19 protein-coding genes and 2 tRNA genes are annotated in these 18,996 nt (G+C 55.3%); 14 read left to right on the forward strand and 7 right to left on the reverse strand.

Annotated features, from left to right (window positions below):
* Positions 1-129: 129 nt before the first annotated feature.
* Positions 130-1,581, forward strand: a complete 1,452-nt coding sequence (locus tag ACTG34_RS05265; protein ID WP_439103946.1) for a sensor histidine kinase — start codon at positions 130-132, stop codon at positions 1,579-1,581.
* Between the two features lie 92 nt (positions 1,582-1,673).
* Positions 1,674-1,750: transfer RNA gene (locus ACTG34_RS05270), tRNA-Arg, on the forward strand.
* 138 nt (positions 1,751-1,888) lie between these two features.
* Here ACTG34_RS05270 and ACTG34_RS05275 read toward each other — a convergent pair.
* Genes ACTG34_RS05275 through ACTG34_RS05290 form a run of 4 tightly spaced genes read right to left on the reverse strand, consistent with a single transcriptional unit; the run spans position 1,889 to position 4,799 of the window.
* Positions 1,889-2,104, reverse strand: coding sequence for a DUF2805 domain-containing protein (locus tag ACTG34_RS05275; protein ID WP_342841732.1), 216 nt, complete (start codon positions 2,102-2,104; stop codon positions 1,889-1,891).
* A complete protein-coding gene (locus tag ACTG34_RS05280) occupies positions 2,101-3,264 on the reverse strand; it encodes an FAD-binding domain-containing protein (protein WP_439103947.1) in 1,164 nt (387 codons plus the stop codon). The genes ACTG34_RS05275 and ACTG34_RS05280 overlap by 4 nt, the downstream gene beginning before the upstream one ends.
* Before the next feature lie 52 nt (positions 3,265-3,316).
* A complete protein-coding gene (locus ACTG34_RS05285) occupies positions 3,317-4,054 on the reverse strand; it encodes an amino acid ABC transporter permease (RefSeq protein ID WP_439103948.1) in 738 nt (245 codons plus the stop codon).
* A gap of 10 nt (positions 4,055-4,064) precedes the next feature.
* Complete coding sequence (locus ACTG34_RS05290) at positions 4,065-4,799, reverse strand: amino acid ABC transporter ATP-binding protein (protein WP_439103949.1); 735 nt, start codon at positions 4,797-4,799, stop codon at positions 4,065-4,067.
* A gap of 127 nt (positions 4,800-4,926) precedes the next feature.
* Here ACTG34_RS05290 and ACTG34_RS05295 point away from each other — a divergent pair, with 127 nt between their 5' ends.
* The 9 genes from ACTG34_RS05295 (at position 4,927) to ACTG34_RS05335 (ending at position 15,011) form a co-directional block, all read left to right on the forward strand.
* Positions 4,927-5,706: a transporter substrate-binding domain-containing protein gene (locus tag ACTG34_RS05295; protein WP_439103950.1), complete on the forward strand. Its 780-nt coding sequence runs from the start codon at positions 4,927-4,929 to the stop codon at positions 5,704-5,706.
* Between the two features lie 76 nt (positions 5,707-5,782).
* The gene (locus tag ACTG34_RS05300) at positions 5,783-6,430 is read left to right on the forward strand and encodes a glutathione S-transferase family protein (protein WP_439103951.1); all 648 of its coding nucleotides are present in this window, start codon (positions 5,783-5,785) and stop codon (positions 6,428-6,430) included.
* 154 nt (positions 6,431-6,584) lie between these two features.
* Complete coding sequence (locus tag ACTG34_RS05305) at positions 6,585-7,121, forward strand: gluconate 2-dehydrogenase subunit 3 family protein (protein ID WP_439103952.1); 537 nt, start codon at positions 6,585-6,587, stop codon at positions 7,119-7,121.
* The gene (locus ACTG34_RS05310; protein WP_439103953.1) at positions 7,122-8,780 is read left to right on the forward strand and encodes a GMC family oxidoreductase; all 1,659 of its coding nucleotides are present in this window, start codon (positions 7,122-7,124) and stop codon (positions 8,778-8,780) included.
* Entirely contained in the window at positions 8,773-9,867 is a 1,095-nt protein-coding gene (locus ACTG34_RS05315) for a hypothetical protein (RefSeq protein WP_439103954.1), read from the forward strand. Before ACTG34_RS05310 ends, ACTG34_RS05315 begins: the two co-directional genes overlap by 8 nt.
* 279 nt (positions 9,868-10,146) lie before the next feature.
* On the forward strand, positions 10,147-12,150 hold the full coding sequence (locus ACTG34_RS05320) for an autotransporter outer membrane beta-barrel domain-containing protein (protein WP_439103955.1): 2,004 nt from the start codon (positions 10,147-10,149) through the stop codon (positions 12,148-12,150).
* 145 nt (positions 12,151-12,295) lie between these two features.
* Complete coding sequence (locus ACTG34_RS05325; RefSeq protein WP_439103956.1) at positions 12,296-13,390, forward strand: tetratricopeptide repeat protein; 1,095 nt, start codon at positions 12,296-12,298, stop codon at positions 13,388-13,390.
* Between the two features lie 8 nt (positions 13,391-13,398).
* Positions 13,399-13,812, forward strand: coding sequence for a FixH family protein (locus tag ACTG34_RS05330; RefSeq protein ID WP_439103957.1), 414 nt, complete (start codon positions 13,399-13,401; stop codon positions 13,810-13,812).
* On the forward strand, positions 13,797-15,011 hold the full coding sequence (locus tag ACTG34_RS05335) for a cytochrome-c peroxidase (RefSeq protein WP_439103958.1): 1,215 nt from the start codon (positions 13,797-13,799) through the stop codon (positions 15,009-15,011). Before ACTG34_RS05330 ends, ACTG34_RS05335 begins: the two co-directional genes overlap by 16 nt.
* Positions 15,012-15,121: 110 nt before the next feature.
* Here the strand turns inward: ACTG34_RS05335 and ACTG34_RS05340 are convergent.
* Both ACTG34_RS05340 and ACTG34_RS05345 read right to left on the reverse strand, forming a co-directional pair.
* Positions 15,122-15,197 (reverse strand) — tRNA-Ala (locus ACTG34_RS05340).
* 113 nt (positions 15,198-15,310) lie between these two features.
* Complete coding sequence (locus tag ACTG34_RS05345) at positions 15,311-15,619, reverse strand: TIGR02300 family protein (RefSeq protein ID WP_062221399.1); 309 nt, start codon at positions 15,617-15,619, stop codon at positions 15,311-15,313.
* A gap of 169 nt (positions 15,620-15,788) precedes the next feature.
* Between ACTG34_RS05345 and ACTG34_RS05350 the strand changes: the two genes are divergently transcribed.
* From ACTG34_RS05350 to ACTG34_RS05360, 3 genes are read left to right on the forward strand one after another with little or no spacing between them, the layout of a single operon-like run.
* A complete protein-coding gene (locus tag ACTG34_RS05350; protein ID WP_439103959.1) occupies positions 15,789-16,481 on the forward strand; it encodes a M48 family metallopeptidase in 693 nt (230 codons plus the stop codon).
* 31 nt (positions 16,482-16,512) lie between these two features.
* On the forward strand, positions 16,513-17,166 hold the full coding sequence (locus ACTG34_RS05355) for a GntR family transcriptional regulator (protein WP_439103960.1): 654 nt from the start codon (positions 16,513-16,515) through the stop codon (positions 17,164-17,166).
* A gap of 35 nt (positions 17,167-17,201) precedes the next feature.
* Positions 17,202-17,657, forward strand: a complete 456-nt coding sequence (locus tag ACTG34_RS05360; protein ID WP_062220387.1) for an acyl-CoA thioesterase — start codon at positions 17,202-17,204, stop codon at positions 17,655-17,657.
* 55 nt (positions 17,658-17,712) lie between these two features.
* On the opposite strand, the gene lpdA is transcribed toward ACTG34_RS05360, so the two are convergent.
* Positions 17,713-18,996 (reverse strand): dihydrolipoyl dehydrogenase (gene lpdA, locus ACTG34_RS05365; RefSeq protein WP_439103961.1); only part of this gene is annotated, 1,284 nt, incomplete at its 5' end.

An 18,996-nucleotide genomic window follows, 5' to 3' on the forward strand; every position in this document is an offset into this window, starting at 1 on the left:
ACACTTGCGGAGCTTAACAAACGCGTGGCGGGTGCCTATTTTACACCAAGGCTATTTGAGAGTGCCAAGGTGAAAACGATTGTGAAGCTGGTTCAGCGGTTTTTGCCGTAGCAGGGCCGGAAAGGATTTATGAGACTTCCGCGTTTTTTAAATACGCTCACGGGGCGCTTTTTGATGCTGACGATCATCTTTGTGATGGCGGCAGAAATCATGATATTCGTGCCCTCCATCGCCCGCTTTCGCGAAGACTTTTTGCTCTCTCGCCTCGAGCGCGCACAAATCGCGTCACTGGCGTTGTTGGCCAATGATAGCCTTGATATGGATCTCGAAGACGAGCTTCTGGCCAATGCTGATGTGTATAACGTGGTGCTTCGGCGTAATGAAATTCGTCAACTCGTGTTGTCGTCTCCCATTCCGGAACAGATTTACGCCACCTATGATCTACGGGACGCGCCTGCGCTTGAGTTGATCCGTGATGCGACATTGACGCTCATGGATCCGACCAATCGTGTGATCCGTGTCATCGGCGACCCTGTGAAGCAAGCGGGGTTGTTGATTGAGGTCACATTGCCAACCGAGCCGATGCGCAATGCGATGGTAGAGTATGGCTTGCGCATATTGATGCTGTCTGCGGTCATCTCGTTGTTCACTGCGCTGCTTTTGTTTCTGGCCGTACGCGCGCTGATTGTTCATCCGATCAAACGCGTCGTCGGTGCGATGACGCACTATGCACAAGCGCCGGAGGATGCACGGCGGATTATTTCGCCGTCCGCAAAAGTGTACGAATTGCGTGAGGCTGAGACGGCGCTATGTTCGATGCAAACCGATCTAACGACATCGTTGCGTCAAAAAGAGCGACTTGCGCAGCTCGGCAGTGCGGTTGCGAAAATTTCTCATGATCTGCGCAATATCTTGACGACTGCACAGCTCTTTTCGGATCGCTTGGAGATATCGCAAGACCCTGCGGTGATCCGGTCTGCGCCCAAGCTGATGAACTCGATCCAACGTGCGGTGAATCTATGCGAATCCACATTGGCGTTTGGCAAGGCTGAGGAGCCGTCACCGACAATGTCGGGCGTGCGTGTGGCGGAACTGGTTGGTGATGTGATCGAGGGTGAGCGCTTGTCGTCTGGAGATGCCGATATTTCATTCGCTGAGGATGTGCCCGCGACAATGGTTATGCGCGCAGATGCGGAGCAAATGCACCGCGTGCTTTCCAACCTTGTTCGTAATGCGCGCCAAGCCTTGAGCACAAAGCGCGATGGGGGAGAGATTGGTGTTGCCGCTCGCGAGGATGAAAGCGAATGGGTTTTGACCGTGTCAGATACAGGGCCGGGTTTGCCACCCAAGGCGCGTGAGCATCTGTTCCAACCCTTTCAAGGCGGTGCGCGAAAAGGTGGATTTGGTCTAGGCCTCGCCATTGCGGCAGAATTGGTCCGCGGCCACGGTGGTAAGCTGCTTTTGGAGCGCAGCGATGAGACCGGAACGGTATTTGGCATTCATTTGCCCAAAGGCTTTGTGACGGATGCGTTGCCCGCCCAAGAGAGTTCGGAGCCTAAAAATGCAAAGGCGGCGGAATAGGGTGTTTGGATGCGCGTTCCGATACTTTTTTAAAAATGATGACGAATGCCCCTTGCACCCTCTCGCCGCACTCGGTAAATCGCCCCTTGAGCGCACCCGTAGCTCAGCTGGATAGAGTACCTGACTACGAATCAGGGGGTCAGAGGTTCGAATCCTCTCGGGTGCACCACTTCCCTCACACATTGAATGTACAAAACAATGAAACGCTCGTCTGTTATGACGATGCGGTGATGTTGCTCACACTGTTTAAGATCGCATTTTTGGTGTGGCTCGTGATGTGCATCGCTTTTTCAGTGACTTCGACAGTCTATTTATAGCTATCCCTGCGGTCGCTGAAATCGCGCACGCGTTTTCTCCACGTTTGGTAGCTGCCCCGTTTTAGGGTTTTACGCATCAACACCTTAACGTCTTTTTCCCGGATGCCATACTCGGCCTGAATGGTGGCAAAGCTGACATGATCAGAAAGTGCCATCTGCACGATGTCGCTGATCTGCTCGGGTGGGAATTGCGGTGCTTTGCTCATGGCGGTGAATTAGCGGCGGGTTTAGCCAAGTCAAGGTCGCGTAGAATTTGTGGGATCTTCTTTTTCAGTTTGAAAAATCCTGCCGTTGCATGCGGCCACGTCAGGCCATCAAAGCGGCGTTGCACTTGGGAGAGCGTGATACCCTCTGTGCGAAGTGTGCTCTGCGCTGTCGCAAGGGCACTGGCCACAGGGCCAACAGGGGCCAACGCCGTCACCACTTGCGCAGTGCCTGCACGGGTTGCGGCCTCTGCAATTTGTCCCGCCCAGTCGTGTGTCGCTACGATGTCTGCACTTGCCTGCTCCACGGCCCCGCGTGAAAATTCAGCGGACATGCCGGTGTCGGGATGCACAATGCCAAGCACACCGCGCGGGTCACCCGTCATAAAGGAGCGGGGCGTACAGTCCTCTTTTGTGATCAGGAGTAGAGCACCATCAAGCGGCATTCGAGGGGGGGTAGCAAGCGGCACTAGCGGGTGCTCAAACGGCTCGACCAGTGGCTCCGCCGTGAGGGCCAACTGTCCAACTGGATTAAATCGTCCGTCGGTAAAGCGCGCGATGTTCTCGGCGCTTGCTAGATAGGTTTTACCTTTTGTGTGCAGCCCACCGACCCACCGCCAACTGAGTGTATTTGATGCGGGGTCAGCGTCTACGAGATGGGTCAAAAAGAAGTCTGCACCCAATTCCCACGGCAACCTGAGTGTGAAAATCCAGATGGAGGCGAACCACATCCGCGCGTGGTTATGAAGATATCCCGTTGTCACCAATTCGTCGCGCCAGTGGTCAAAGCATGCAATGCCTGTGCGGCCGCAAATTGCATCTGTATACAGTGTCCCAACAGTATCGTGCGCGCGATCAACCCCAGTCAAATAGTGGTCCCAAATGCTTGGCCGATGTTGTAGCGCGCCCTTAAAGTACCCTCGCCAAAACACTTCTTGTACAAAGCTGTTCATCTGGGTCAGGTCATGTGTTTTCGCAATGCGCGTCAGCACCTGTTCTTCGGTGATTAGCCGGTGCCTGATCCATGGGGACAACTGAGAGACGTTGCTGTGATTTTTGGGCCCCAAGTCAAAATTGCGCCGCTGGCCGTAGTGGGCCGCACCACCTGCGTTAAAGGCGTCCAGTTGCGCCAGGCCTGCGGCCTGTGTCGGTGTGAACCTCATCGCGCCACTCCATTCCAATGATTATGCGGGCTACCCGATAGGCAATGGCGCATCAGGTGTGCCCCGCATTCATGCGACGTTCAAACCAACGCACGCCAGCAGACACAATAAGGATGAGAACAAGGTATTCCAGAACCAGAATTGAATAGATTTCAAGCGGGCGATATTCCGACACGACAAGTTCGTTGGCTTTGCGTGTGAGTTCTTGAAGCCCGATCACCGAAACAAGCGATGACATTTTGAGCATATACACCAGTTGGTTGCCCAAAGCGGGCAGGATGCGCCGGATTGCTTGCGGCAAAATGATGTAGCGCATGGTGTCGCGGTAGTTCAGCGAAATCGACTTGGCCGCCTCGTATTGCCCGCGCGCGATGGATTGGATGCCGGCGCGGAAAATCTCGGCTTGGAACGCGCTATCGCTCAGGGCCAGAGCAAACACGCCCGCCCAAAAGACGTTCAGTTTGATACCTGAAAGCGCGGGAAGGCCGTAGTAGACCCAAAGGATCAACACGAGGATCGGCACGGCGCGTACGATTTCGACGTAGGTGCGGTTAAACATGCGCCAACCGCGTTTTTGCGATAGCCCAGGAAGGGCGACCAACAGGCCGACAATGATAGAAATCAGGATTGCGGTGAGCGACATCACAATGGTGTAGTATGCACCACTCGCCATGAATTTTAGATTGTTCCAACCCGATGGGGTTGTCGGGTCGACCACATACCATCCCCAGTTTCCGGAGCAGCCAGCGAGCAAAAGTAAGAGGGGGGTGAGGATGACAATTTTTTTCATGGCCATGCCTCTAGTGGTTCAGGATTTGATTGATGAAGCGAGCAAACCGTTTTGATTTGGGCGCGGCAAAGACGTCTTCGGGTGCGCCAATCTCGACGATTTCGCCCTTATCCATGAACACCATCCGGTCGGCAACGCGGCGCGCAAATCCCATCTCATGTGTAACGACAATCATGGTCATGCCTGATTGCGCCAATTCGGTCATGACCTCTAGAACCTCTGCGATCATTTCAGGATCGAGGGCCGATGTCGGCTCGTCGAACAACAGGATGCGCGGCTCCATACACAGCGAACGCGCGATGGCCACGCGCTGTTGTTGTCCGCCTGACAATTGCGAGGGGAATTTATCGGCTTGGTCGGGGATTTGCACCCGCTCGAGATACCGCATTGCGCGGTCTTGTGCCTGTGTTTGGGTTAGCCCCAAAACGCGGCGAGGGCCAATGCACAGGTTTTCTAAAACGGTCAAATGCGGAAACAAATTGAATTGCTGAAACACCATTCCGACGGCACCGCGTATTTTCTCTACATCGGCGGGGATATCAGTGAGCCGCGTGCCATCAACCAAAATCTCGCCCGCTTCGTGTGCCTCAAGGCGATTGATGCAGCGGATTAGCGTCGATTTGCCCGAACCGGATGGGCCGCAAACCACGACACGTTCGCCCAAAGCCACATCCAAAGACACGTTTTTGAGGGCTTGGAAGTCGCCAAAAAACTTGGATACGTTTTGGATTGATATAATGGGCACTGCGACGGCGCTCCTCTTGGGCTTGCGGAGGTCATGATATGTTACGGATTTTCATCTTTTCAAACTATTTGTGTTTCCAAATCGCTCGAGCATCCTATGTCTAACGAATGTGAGAAAAGGGAAACCCATGAATTTTTTTAAAGTAGCCGCCACTGCGGTCATCCTTGCGACCTCTGCGGTGCAGGCAAATGCGCAATCTGCGCTGAACGAAATCTTGTCCGATGGCGTGTTGAAAGTTGGCACAACTGGCGACTGGAATCCGATGACGATGCGTGACATCACGACGAATTCCTACGAGGGATATGACATTGATGTCATGACGGCACTTGCCACGGATCTCGGTGTCGAGATCGAGTTTGTCCCAACCGATTGGAAGACTCTCGTGGCTGGTGTGACATCTGGTCAGTATCACATCACGGGATCTGCCTCCGTGTCACCAGCCCGCGCCAAGGCCGCCGGTTATTCAGACAGCTATTTCTCTCTTGTGACAGTTCCTTTGACGCTTAAGGAAAATGCCGAACGGTTCGCTAATTGGGACGATTTGAACGTTGAAGGCGTCTCTGTCGCGGCCACGCTTGGCACGACACAAGAAACGCAAGTGAAACAGTATTTTCCTGCAGCAACCCACCGGATCGTCGAGGCCCCTGCGCGCGATTTCCAAGAGGTGTTGTCTGGCCGTGCGGATGCTAGCATTACCTCCAACATCGAGGCCGCAACGCTTGTCGAGCAATATGATAACCTGATGATTATTCCCGTTGACGCCGGTCGTTCGCCCACGCCGGTTGCGATGTTGCTACCGCAGGCGGATCAGGTTTGGATCAACTACGTCAACACATGGATCGGGCTAAAGCAAGAGCAGGGGTTCTTTGATGCGTTGGGCGTCAAATGGGGTTTGAACGCTGAATAAAGCGTTGCAACCTTAGCGACAATGGGCCGGCCTTACGGGGTTGGCCCTTTTTATGTCTGAAGCGGAAAGGTTCGACATGCTGACAATTTACTCGGTTCCGGTTGCGGTTTACTGCGCGAAATTGCGCATCATGTTGCGCCACAAATCCATACCGTTTGAACAATTGCCTCCGCCCGGTGGCTACGGTTCCGACGAATACCGCGCGATTGTGCCGTCTGGCAACTTGCCCGCAATGATCCATGACGGGTTCATGTTGTCAGATTCCGAAGCAATCGCGGAGTATCTCGAAGAGGCCTTCCCCGAGGTGCCGATGCTCCCCAACGGTGTGAGGCTGCGTGCAAAAGCGCGTGAGTTTAGCCGATCGCACGACACAAGGTTGGAGCCTGCCGTGCGTGCGATTTATCCTCAGGTCGCGTACGCGACACGCGATAGTGATGCCGTGCAAGCGGGCGGTGCGTTGATTTCAAAACATCTGTCGTCACTTGCGTTACTGCTCAACACAAACCCGTTGGACACTGATAAATTGTGGCTATGTGATTGCGGATTCGCCGTGACGTTTGCATGGATCAAGGCGTTCCAGGATGCGATGTCCCTGCCTGTCGTATGGCCTACAATTGTGACCGAGTACGATGCGCGCCTTCAGGGGTTCAAGGTGGTTGCCGATGAATTGGCGGCCTACCGCCCTGCAATGGATGCCTATCTCGAAAAGGCCAAGCCGTCTTAGGGCGTCCGCAACGTCCATCCACAAGAACCCAAAACCGTACCAAAACCCCGCAACGGTATGCGCCTCCCGTGTGCAACAGAAACTATCGGACATATTGAGGGCGTGGGTTCGTTGTGCGAGAGTTAGGGCGTTGTAGCGAAAGAGAGCGTGCCCCATGACGTCGATCAACCTGACACGCGACGCGTGGTTGAAGCCACTGCGATCCTTTCAGCTGTCTCGTCGTTTGGTACTTAAACTCATCGCCTGCGCGCCAGTGTTGGCGTCCGGTGCGGCGCATGCAGCGTCCGTGTCAAACCCAGATATTGAACGATTGACGCGCCTTGTGGATGTCATTGTCCCAAAGGATGAAACGCCTTCGGCCAGTGAATTGAATGTTCACACCTATTTGGTGACACTTGGCGATCAGATCGACAACTATGCCCTACTTTTGCGCGAAGGGTCGGCGTGGTTGGAGGCATCCAGCCAAAAGAAATTCAACAAGGCTTTTGTTACGACGACAGCCAGCGAGGCCGATCAGGTTTTGCGCCTCGCGATGCGGTATCCAGAGCTACACCTACCGCGCGTGTTCGCCGCGCGTATGGTTCAAGATGTGCTCAAAATATATTACGCCATTCCCGCTACGTGGCCCTCTCTCGGATTTGATGGTCCGATACAGCCCGCTGGTTTTTCCGATTTTGAATCGAGGCCTTAAGTGGACACTCGGCCTGACGTATTGGTTGTCGGTTCTGGTCCGGGTGGCGCGGCTGCGGCGTGGCGTTTGTGTGCCAAAGGGTTGCGTGTTTTGATCCTTGAGGCAGGGCCGCGATTTTCGCCAGCGGATGACTACAAGCAAAACCGCGCTGATTGGGAAACGCCGTTTCCGATCAAAGACGGCAGTGTCGGATCGTATGAGGTCGCGCCACTCCAAATGCTTGACGATCAAACCGCAGATATCCGGTCATGGAATGCGGTCACAGGTCCGTATGTAACGGGGGCGCGGCGTGCGTCATTCGGCTATCATCATGTGCGTGGAGTGGGCGGCAGCTCGCTTCATTTTACGGGCGAGGCCCATAGGCTGAACCCGCACTCAATGCGGATGAAATCAGAATTTGGCGTGGCCGCTGACTGGCCCGTGACCTACGCTGATTTAGAGCCTTATTATGATCTTGCGGAGGAGGTTGTGGGCGTTGCAGGGCCGAGCAACGAGACGCGGTGTCCGCGCTTGGCGCCCTATCCGATGGTGGAGCATCCGTGGAGTTTTGCGAGCCACGCGTTGGCGCAGGGCGCGCGCGACATCGGACTAACGCCCGTGTCGAATTCGCTCGCGGTCTTGAGTGAGGCGCTGGGTGAACGGCCCGCGTGCAACTATTGTGGCGGCTGTTTGCGCGGCTGCATGATGACGGACAAAGGTAGCGTCGACGTTACTTATCTTGCCGCTGCTCTCAAAACGGGGCGATGTGAGATCCGGTCAGATACCGAAGCATTGCGTATTGAAGAGGACGGGACACGGGTCACTGGCGTGATCGCCTTGGAAAAGGGTAAAGAGACGCGTTTCTCAGCCCCGGTGATAATGGTGGCGTGTGGTGCCATTCACACGCCGCGCCTGTTGTTGAACTCCGCCTCAAAGACGTCTGAGGCCGGTCTCGCGAATGAAAGCGGGCAGGTTGGCCGCAACTTTATGGAAACGCTTTTGACAACCACATCAGCGCTTCACCCTGACAAGCTTGGTAGTCATCGTGGCTTGCCCGTCGATTGGGTCGCGTGGGACTACAATGCGCCTGATGCCATTCCCAATGTAGTTGGGGGGTGCAGGTTCGGTCCGTCTATGGCCGAAAGTGACCTCGTGGGCCCGGTTGCCTATGCGTCTCGTGTGGTGGACGGGTGGGGCCTTTCGCACAAGCGCAAGATGCGCGACAGCTTTGGTCGCGTTCTATCGGTCGCGGCGATCGGGGAGAGTTTGCCAAATGATGGATCGTTTGTCACGTTGAGCGATAAGGTTGATCACACTGGCATGCCCATTGCGCAAATTCATTCGCGTCTGGACAAAGATGCCATCGATAGATTGCGCTTCATGGCGCAGACGTGCCGCGATATTGTCGCGGCGGCGGGGTGCGACGATCCGTTCGAAGAGTTTAGTTCCGTTGATGCATTTTCGTCCACCCATGTGTTTGGGACGTGCCGCATGGGGGATGACCCAAGCCGCAGTGTCGTGAATGCGGAGTGTGTGAGCCACCGTTGGGACAATCTCATGATTGTTGACGCAAGTGTTTTCCCGTCAAGCGGCGGCGGTGAATCTCCTGGCCTCACTGTGCAAGCCCTCGCCATAAGAGCCGCAGACTATGTTTTGAAAAGAGCGCAATCCCATGACTAAACGTAGCCCGAAATCACGCGGTGTGTTCTTGCACGAGGGTGCGCTCATATCGCCTAGGGTGGATTTTGTGACAACATCGGCCCTATCGATTGTTGTGATGATCGGGCTTTGTGTCTTTGCGGTTTGGCACAAGGGCGGCGGTGGCAGTGACGATCTGAGCGGCGTTTTGCCAAAGCTGTTGGCGCTTCAGGTTTTGCTAAATTGGCCGCATTTCTTGGTGTCCTACAGGCTTTTGTATAGCCGAAAATCGAATTTTTCCGATTTCCCAACCGCGACGATTATCGCGCCCTTGGTTCTCGTGGCGATTGCGATCATCGCAATGCTGCCGATGTCGGGGGGCGCGGGACCACTGTCGCTTAGCCTCAAAATCGCCTATCCGATGTGGCTATTCGCATCGTTCTATCTGGCATGGCATTACACCGGTCAGACGTGGGGCGTTATGATGAGTTTTGCGCGGATTTCCGGTCTTCGTTTGACGCCAAACGAGCGTCTGATTTTGCGCATGGGGTTGAGGACGTTGATTTTTTGGCATGTCGTTTGGGGGCTGCAGACCCTTCCTGATTTGCCTGTGATCGCGGTGTTCCAAGGGGATGCGATGATGTGGGTCGCGAACTGCGTAGCCACGCTGTCCTTTGCCTCGGGGGCGTATGTGTTGGGGCGCAAAGTCGTCACGACAGGCGTCGATATCCGTGTTTTGGGGGCGTTTCTCGCGATCTATCTTTGGTATTTGGTGCTGTTTTTGATGCCAGATGCCTTCATTTTCATTCAATTATCGCACGCCCTCCAATACATGATTTTCCCTACGCGCGTGGAGATCAATGAGGCGACCCACGCCAAAAAAACCAACCGCGAAAAGACCCGCTCACTCATCGCGACGTACCTGATGTCCGTTGCGGGTGGGGCGGTGATTTTCTATATTCCAGACGCGTTTTTCGCGGCGGCAGCGGGCGCGCCAACCGTGGCCTCATATCTCGCAATCGCCATCAATATTCACCACTATTATACGGATAGCGCCATCTGGAAGTTGCGGACACAGCGCGTTGCCGGATCGCTTTTTGCACACTTGGACACCAAGCAAAAAGGATAGCCGATTGGCATCTATTTGGTGCGCTACGTGTGCGGGGGGATTTGTTAATCGAAAGCTGAAATTCGATATGGCTTGGATAGCCAAGTATGAGCCCTTTTGTTCCTTTCGCGTGACCCGTAGTGCGCAACTTTTAGACCCTTTTGGTTATGTCAAGTTACGCCCTACGGCGAGCAAATTTGTGCATAGGGATAAGGGGCAAGAGAGCTATTCGTCACATGCACGGATGTAGATATACAGGCTCAAATATCTATAAAAATGCACTCAAAATAGGCGAATACAATGAAATCACACCTCACGGCGGTCCTTTGGGGCGCCATAGCGGTCTTGATGTCGGCAGCAACGGCCACAGCAGGACACGCATTTACACAAGGCACCACGAATACCCCCGTCTGGCTTCAGGCCGGTCAGGGTGTGTTTGTTGAACAGTTCTATTCTTATGAATACGACGAAGATGCGGGCTACATCACAGATATCGGTTTCGACTATGCTGACGTTCTGCCTGATGGGGCTCCCACAGACAGCACTGAATGGTACGAATTTGGTACGGGGGATGTGATCAAAATTTCAATCGGGGATAGCTGGTCTATTTCGTTGGCGTATGACGCTAACGAGAATTGCGAATACAGCGTTTGTGGTTGGGATGACGACGATCTCTACCCAGCTGACTATTCACAATTGGCGCCCGACTATTCCGGATGGGGCACAGTTATGCCTGATATTGCAGGATTTGATACAAACTCCGACAGCTCGCTCAGCTTGGCCGAAGTCCAAGCCGCATCACGTTCCGAGTTGGGCTCTCTCGCAGCATTCTTAACTACAGATGTTGGTCTGACTGCTTACCAATACGGCACCCCTGTTGTACTGGATACTTCGAGCGACAGTTTGATCTCTGAGGCGGAGCTGACGGCGTTTAACAGTAGTACCTACAACGATAACCCCATCACCCGCACTTTGGCGGCTAGCTTCGCTACATATGACACCGACAATTCATCCGACCTTAGTCAAGCAGAAATTGATGCGGCTGCATTCCCTGGTCAGTTCACAGTAATTGACGGCAATTCCGATGGCGTGATCACCGATGCAGAAATGCTGACCTATGTTTGGCAGAACAGCGGCTCCATGTTCCAAGCCAACAGCGATGGCACCGAGGGTGTGTTGAATGATTTCGGCATCACATTCGAAGCTGTGGCTGGTGAGTTCTCCCTCGATTCATACCGTATTGCCGATGCAGCAGGTCTGAACCTGCACGGGTCCGGCTCTGGTCCCGTCGATCAAACCAGCGTTTGTATTCCGCCAAATTGCGGTGCGAATGCGGGCGTGACTGCGGTCGGCACACAGGCGGCTCTTGCCGTTCAGGCAACGGTTGAGCGCCAAGCAATGGAACGCGGTGAACAGCTTCTCGTTGGTGCAAGCCTGCGTGATATCGACGTGAATTTCGATAGCGTGATCGAAGTGTCTCAGGGTGGCGGTCATCAATACCGTTGGGCCACAGCCGTAGAAGGCTCGTATGCGAGAAACTCCGAAGTCGGTAGCAATGCTGCGGGTTCGTTGATTGTGGCCTATGCTCTTGATGACGAATTGGACCTTGGTGTGTTTGCGGCGACTGAAACCGTAAATCTGTCACTTCTCGACAATGGATATCACTCCAACATGCAAGCCGTTGGGATGTATCTACGTGGTCGTGCGAACTCCCGCGAGGGGTTCCAGTGGCGTGCGTCCGCAGGTATCCTTGATGGATCTGCGCGCATGTCGCGTGCCGCAACGGATGCCGGTGGCGAAGCTGCAACGGGCACCGCTAGCATCTCCGGCTACATGGCTGCGGTTGAAATTGCGACGGCGTTTCGTACGTCCGATGCGTTTGTGACGCCCTATGCACGTCTCACGTATGCCGAAACATCGCGTGCCGCATACACCGAGAGTGACGGTGCATCCGCGCCCGTTAGCTATGACAAGCTCGTTTTGCGCAGCACGATCGCGCGTGTCGGGGTCAACGCCAATGTGATGCTTCGCGGCACAACAACCATGGTTGGTGATGTCTACGCTGAGTCTGATTTTGGTGCCAACGGGTCGGGCCTTTCGGGGACGTCCACAATCGATGGCTTGTCCGAGTTTGATCTGGCGGCAACGGCCAAAACCAACGACATGCGGTTTGGCTCGAGCATCGCAATCTACGAAGACATTAGCGCATCAAGCCGCGTGTATTCGAAGATTTCGGTCTCGCGTGAGACCTACGGCACCAAGCCAACGGTTGGTATTGCTCTAGGTTTTGAAACACGTTTCTAACCCTAAAGAACACGGTCAGGCCCCTATCGGGCCTGACCACTCAAACTTAATAAGTAAGTCGAACACGCGTTATCTGTGGTATCTCTCGACAACCGAGCGCCCCCCTTTGTGTTCCCCTTTCCCTTAAAATCGTAAGAGACCGCACATGATCCGTATATGTATTTCAAAGGCTGCAACTGTTGTTTTAGTGTGCGCTGTAATCGGATTGACGATGTCCGGACAAATGGCGTTTGCGCAGCCTGTTGACCAAGGCGAGGCCGCGCTACGCGCAGGTAACGTGACCCAAGCCCGTGACATTTGGGAAGAAAACGTAGCAACTGGTGATGCAGCGGCTATGCGAAATCTGGCCCGTTTGCATTACACGAATTCGATCATGGATGCGGACCTTGAGCGCGCGCACACCCTTTTGTCGGATGCCGTGGCCCAAGGGAACGGCGATGCCAATTTGGATTTGGGTTATCTGTATCAAAACGGAATTGGTGTGCCGCAAAGCCTTGCCCGCGCCGAAGCGTTTTACAGCAAGGCATCTCAAGCGGGCAATCTGGAAGCCGCGTTTTTACATGCGCGCCTCGTGTTGGGGCGCAAGGCGTCACCAATAGAGACCCGACAAGCGCTTGCTGAACTCAAGGCCACTTCTGACGCAGGACATCCGCCCGCCGTGGCCGCCGTTGGTGACCTCTTTCGCACAGGAACGTTCCTTGTGAAAGACGTTGAGAAAGCGATCGAGTATTACACTTTTGCAGGTGAAAAGGGTGATCTGGACGCGTTGAACACCATTGGTGATATCTATGCCTTCGCGGAGCTAGGTGTTGCGGATATCGAACAAGCCGCGACGTGGTATGAGCGCGCTGCCGCGCAGGGAAATGCGGCGTCCTCCTATTCGCTCGCACTCGTTTTGTATAGCGACCCTGAGGCAAACGACACCGATCTGGCGCGGGCATTCGACTATGCCCAAATTGCCGCTCTCGCGTGGAACGAAGGGGCGCAATTCCTTCTTGGGCGGATGTATCTGGAAGATCGCGCAACCATCCCCGATCCGTTCGAGGCCTATCGTTGGCTCGATTTGGCCGCCAGTGCCAATGTTTTTGAGGCCCATCACTACCGCGCTATCGCCGGTCGTGAGCTCGGACCCGAGCGCGCACAGCAAGCTCACGAAAGTGCGGCGCAGTGGTTCACAGAAAACCACGCAACGCCCCACATTCACCGGTTGCTGTCGGGCAACTATCACTCGTTCAATTGAGGTTGATCATGCGTCTCTTTTTTCTGGTGTTGATCAGCCTGTTTTTCGCGGGCTCAGTGGTGGCCTCTACAACACAGGCTCAGGCCAAAGTGGGCGAGAATCGTCTGATCCGTGTAGATTTCGCACAGTCTCTTGATACGTTGCCAGTTTTTGAATTTACCCAGATCGAGTTTCACCTCACAGACCCTGATGGCGCACCCATCGTGGGGGCAGCGGTCAATGTCTCTGGGGGGATGCGCCAACACGGTCACGGCCTACCCACCAGTCCGAAGGTCGCGGAGATCGCGGACGGAACCTACCGCATCAATGGGCTGAAATTTTCGATGACGGGGCTTTGGGAGCTCTCGCTTGATGTTCAGGCACAGCAGCTACGCGATACTGTTGTTGTCGAGTTTGGAATAGGCTTATGCGTGTCCCAGTAGCGCTTGCACTTGGGGTCCTGTGGGCGGCCGGTGCGGCGGCGAATGAGTTGGACCTTACCGATTTGGCCGCGCGCGCGTCACAGTTTGTGCTCCCGTCCAATCCGATTATACCGACCGACCCCACCAACACCTTTTCAGGCAACCCTGAGGCGCAATCTCTTGGCCAAGAGTTGTTTTTTGACACAGGGTTGAGCGCGTCAGGGACCGTTGCCTGCGCGAGTTGCCACGTCACGAACGGCGCGATCGTTCCCAATGAAACTCTGCCCGCAGGTGTAAGCCGCAAATTCAGATCCGTTATGCCAATTGCAGGTTTGGCCTCACAAGAGTTTTTCTTTTGGGACGGGCGTGTCGATAGCCTTTGGGCGCAAGCACTTGAGCCGCTGGAGCACCCCGACGAGCATGGGCTTACGCGTACCGAAGTTGTTGCATACGTATTGGATGCCTACCCCGATGCCTTGTCTGCACTTCTCGATGAGCCACTTTCAGATCGCGGTACTCTGATCGCTTTACCGGAGGCCTCCCCAAAAGGGACGCGCATTCAGCGTGCAGCATGGCAAGGCATGAGTGAGCCGAGCCAAGCGCGGGTAAACTCAATTTTTGCATCCATAGGCAAGGTGATCGCGGCGTTTGAAGAAACGCTTTTGCCCGACGCGACTGCGTGGGACCGCATTGCCAGCGAGGCGATACGTGATCCGAATGCCCTGCGCCAATTGCCGGACGCTGCGTTGCGCGGGTTCGATTTGTTTTCAGGCAAGGCGCGGTGTTCAAGCTGTCATTCTGGGCCGTTTTTGACCGATGGCGACTTTCACAATACGGGCATGCCAGAGCGGGACGGGGCCACAATTGATATGGGGCGTCAGGCCGTGGTCGCTCAGCTTAAGTATCGCGAGTTTAGTTGTTTGAGCATCTACTCGGATGCCCCAAATGGCGAATGCCCCAAAGTAGAGTATTTGTCTCTGGCTATGGAACGCGCCCTCGGGACGTTCAAAACGCCGTCCTTGCGCGGTGTAACGCAGCGCACAGTGTTTGGGCATTCTGGGCAGTTCATGACACTTGAGGACATGCTCAATCACTACAATGAGGCCCCACAAGGCGCGCATGGTCGATTGGTTGGTCAATCGACGCTGAGCGAATTGGTGCCGCTCGGTCTATCGCCCGCTAACCTCAGTGATTTGCGGGCGTTTCTTGACCTTTTGTGACGTCAAAATGTGACGATCGGGATGTAGTGAAAAGCGGAGGCGATGTTCGAAAAGGAGCGCAATCCCTACAATACTGTAAGTTCGAATTGGGTGGGGAGGTCAGTGTGGTTTGGTGGAGCCTAGCGGGATCGAACCGCTGACCTCCTGCATGCCATGCAGGCGCTCTCCCAGCTGAGCTAAGGCCCCAAAACCAATGGGTGGCTACCGGTATGGTCGCCGTGCGGGGGGCGTTGTCCGCCCGCCCGCGCTATCTATTTTGACTCGCAAATGAGTGCAAGAGCAAAAATTGCAGATCCGACTTAATCGTCGTCGTCTGCCGCAACATCTGCGATTTCGTCGAGCGACACGTTGTCGTCCTCGTCGTCATCCAGCAGATCGTCGTCGAGATCGATGTCGTCATCGTCGTCAACCAAGAGATCATCTTCGTCGTCTTCGATGTCTTCCGGTGCGGGTTTCGCTTTTTCAACGGCAACATGTGTTTTGTTGTTGGCATCAAACGTCACGGTTTCACCCGTGTAAGGCGACACGATCGGGTCTTTGTTCAGGTCGTAAAACCGTTTACCCGTGGTTGGGCAGACGCGCTTTACACCCCATTCCTCGTTGGGCATTGCAATCCCTTTCGTAAATTCATGTCCATTATTGGAGATTTCACGGGCCATGCCATATCACGGGCAGGGTGTCAAAGGCTTTTGGGTTGATTTTGTGTGAACGTGGTGGCTCTAACGGGCGGCGCGCGCTATATCGGCCCATCTTTGGGCGCATAATTTTGGACGGACTATGACTGAGTTCATTTTGGAGGGGGAGACGCCCGTGCGGGTGTCCTTGCGCCGTTCAGCGCAGGCGCGCAGGTTGTCGCTGCGGGTGTCGCGTCTGGATGGGCGTGTGACGTTGACCATGCCGCGCCATGTCCCCGAACGCGAGGCCGTGGCATTCGTGCGCGAAAAGGAAGTCTGGGTGCGGCGGCAGCTTGATCGTCAGGTCGCCGTGCGCCGCCCTGCCTTTGGGGGCACGATTCCCGTCTTGGGCGCGCCATTGGAAATCATCCAAGGCGCGGGACGTGGTGCGCGGATGGAGGCGGGATGCCTTGTGGTGCCGGGCGGTGAGGACATGCTAATGGCGCGGATCACGGCGTATCTCAAGCTACAGGCGCGGACCCGTCTACGACAGGCATCGGACAGTTATGCAAAGGCGCTCGGTGTCTCGTTTGGCAAGATCACGTTGCGAGATACACGGTCGCGCTGGGGGTCGTGCACCTCGGACGGCAATCTGATGTACTCATGGCGGCTTATTATGGCCCCTGAGGCGGTGTTGGACTATGTGGCGGCCCATGAGGTGGCTCACCTACTGGAAATGAACCACAGCCCCGCATATTGGGCGCATGTGGCGCGTGTGTGCCCCCAGTATCATCAGCATCGCGATTGGTTACGTGTTCATGGCCAAGAATTGCATGCATGGGACTTCTCACATTGACCGCCTTAGCCTTTGTGAACACAGTACGCGCATGATTACACCAGTACCCCGTCCATCCGACACGATCACAGCGGCCCATGACCGGGTTTACCGCGCTCTGCGGACAAAGATCATGTATGGCGAATTTAAACCTGGTGCGGCGTTGACGCTGCGCGGGATCGGAAAAATGTACGATGTTTCCATGACACCTGCACGCGAAGCGGTTCGGCGCTTGGTGGCCGATGGAGGCTTGCAACTGTCTGCGTCTGGGCGTGTGACGACACCGGCCCTAACGAACGACCGTATCGAAGAATTGGCCTCTATCCGGGCCTTGATCGAGCCAGAGCTTGCGTCCCGTGCGCTGCCGCGCGCCCATATGGCGCTGATTGAGCGGCTACAAAGCGCCAATGCGGTGATTGCCGAAGCCGTGGCCAAGCACGATGACGTGGGCTACCTGCGCGCCAATCTCGATTTTCATCGCACGTTGTACCTACGCGCACAGGCCCCCGCGATGCTGGCGCTGACCGAAACGGTTTGGCTACAACTCGGGCCGACCATGCGTGCGCTATATGCGCGGCTCAACCGCACCGAAGTCCCCCATAATCATCGCCTGATCGTAGCGGCGCTCAAGGCAGGTGATGAGCCTGGTTTGCGTTTGGCTGTGAGGTCGGATGTCACGCAAGGTCTGCGGATGCTGACCGTTTAAGGAGAGGCCAATTGCCCCAACACCGCTTTTTAGAGATGACTGAACTGATGACGCCTGATTTGGCAAATTTCTCGGGAAAGGTGCATGGTGGCGCGCTTTTGAAGTTGCTTGATCTGGTGGCGTTCTCCTGCGCCTCGCGGTTTTCGAGCCAATACGCCGTGACGCTGTCCGTGGATCAAGTCGTGTTCAAAGAGCCTATTCATGTCGGTGAATTGGTACATTTTCGCGCGTCGGTGAACTATGTCGGGCGCACGTCGATGGAGATCGGGATACGCGTGGAGGCGGAAGATATCCGAAGCCAAACGGTGCGCCATACCAATTCATGTTACTTTACGATGGTGGCCGTGGATGACAACGGGGTGTCTGTTGTCGCGCCACAGTTTCAACCTGAAACGCCATTGGATCGCAAGCGATGGCGCGCCGCCGAAATGCGCAAAACGCTTCGTCGTGAACATGCGGACCGGATGAAAGAAATTTCCCAAGCCGGATGATCCTACAAAAACGGGCGGCCAACAAGCCGCCCGTTTTATTTAATATCTGAATGACTTACGCGTGAATGGCGCCGTCACCACACGCCAAAGCGGCCTCACGGACTGCCTCGGAAAACGTTGGGTGAGCGTGGCAGGTCAATGCAATGTCTTGGGCCGAGCCGCCGTATTCCATCGTCACGCAGACCTCGTGGATCAGATCGCCTGCTCCCGGTCCGATGATGTGACAGCCCAGAACGCGGTCGGTTTCTTTGTCCACGATCATCTTTACGAACCCGTCACCTTGATGCACCGCTTTGGCGCGGGCGTTGGCCATAAAGGAGAATTTCCCGACCTTATAGGCGCGGCCTTCGTCCTTGAGCTGTTGTTCGGTTTTGCCAACGGATGCGACCTCGGGTGTGGTGTAGATCACGCCGGGGATGACGTCATAGTTGACGTGGCCGTGGTTGCCCGCAAGCACGTCTGCGACTGCCATGCCCTCGTCTTCGGCTTTGTGGGCCAACATTGGTCCCGTGATGGCGTCGCCGATGGCATAAATGCCTTTGACGGAGGTGGCCCAATGGGCATCGGTTTTGATCTGACCGCGCTCGGTCATCTCGACGCCGAGGTCCGCCAAACCAAGCCCGTCTATGTAGGGTTTGCGGCCTGTCGCGACCAGAACCACGTCCGCATCTACGGTGTGTTCAGAGTCGTCTTTGCGCAGTTTATAGGTCACTTTGGCTTTGGTTTTGGACGCGTCAACGGATTGAACGGCTGCGCCGAGTGTGAAATTAAGCCCTTGTTTAGCAAGAATTTTTTGGAAGTTGCGCTGGACTTCGGCGTCCATGCCGGGGGTGATGGCGTCGAGGAACTCAACAACCGTCACTTCGGAGCCGAGACGGGCGTAGACGGAGCCAAGCTCCAGACCGATGACGCCCGCGCCGATCACGACCATTTTCTTTGGCACTTTGGGCAGGTCGAGCGCGCCGGTGCTATCGACCACCACGCCGCCATCATTGTCGACCTCAACCCCTGGAAGGGATGTGGGGACGGAGCCGGATGCGATGACGATATTCTTGGCCTCGTGGACCTCATCGCCGACCTTGACCTGACCCGCCGCGGGGATCGTGGCCCAGCCTTTGAGCCAATCTATCTTGTTCTTTTTAAACAGGAATTCAATGCCGCCAGTGTTCTGGCCAATTGTCTCTTCCTTGAACTTTTTCATCTGTGGCCAGTCGACCGAGGGGGACTTGCCCTTTAGGCCCATCTTGGCAAAATTGTGCTCGGCTTCGTGCAGCATATGCGAGGCATGCAGCAAGGCTTTGGACGGGATACAGCCCACGTTGAGGCAGGTGCCGCCAAG

Source organism: Celeribacter marinus (assembly GCF_965656515.1).
GTDB classification, from domain to species: Bacteria; Pseudomonadota; Alphaproteobacteria; order Rhodobacterales; family Rhodobacteraceae; genus Celeribacter; species Celeribacter marinus_D.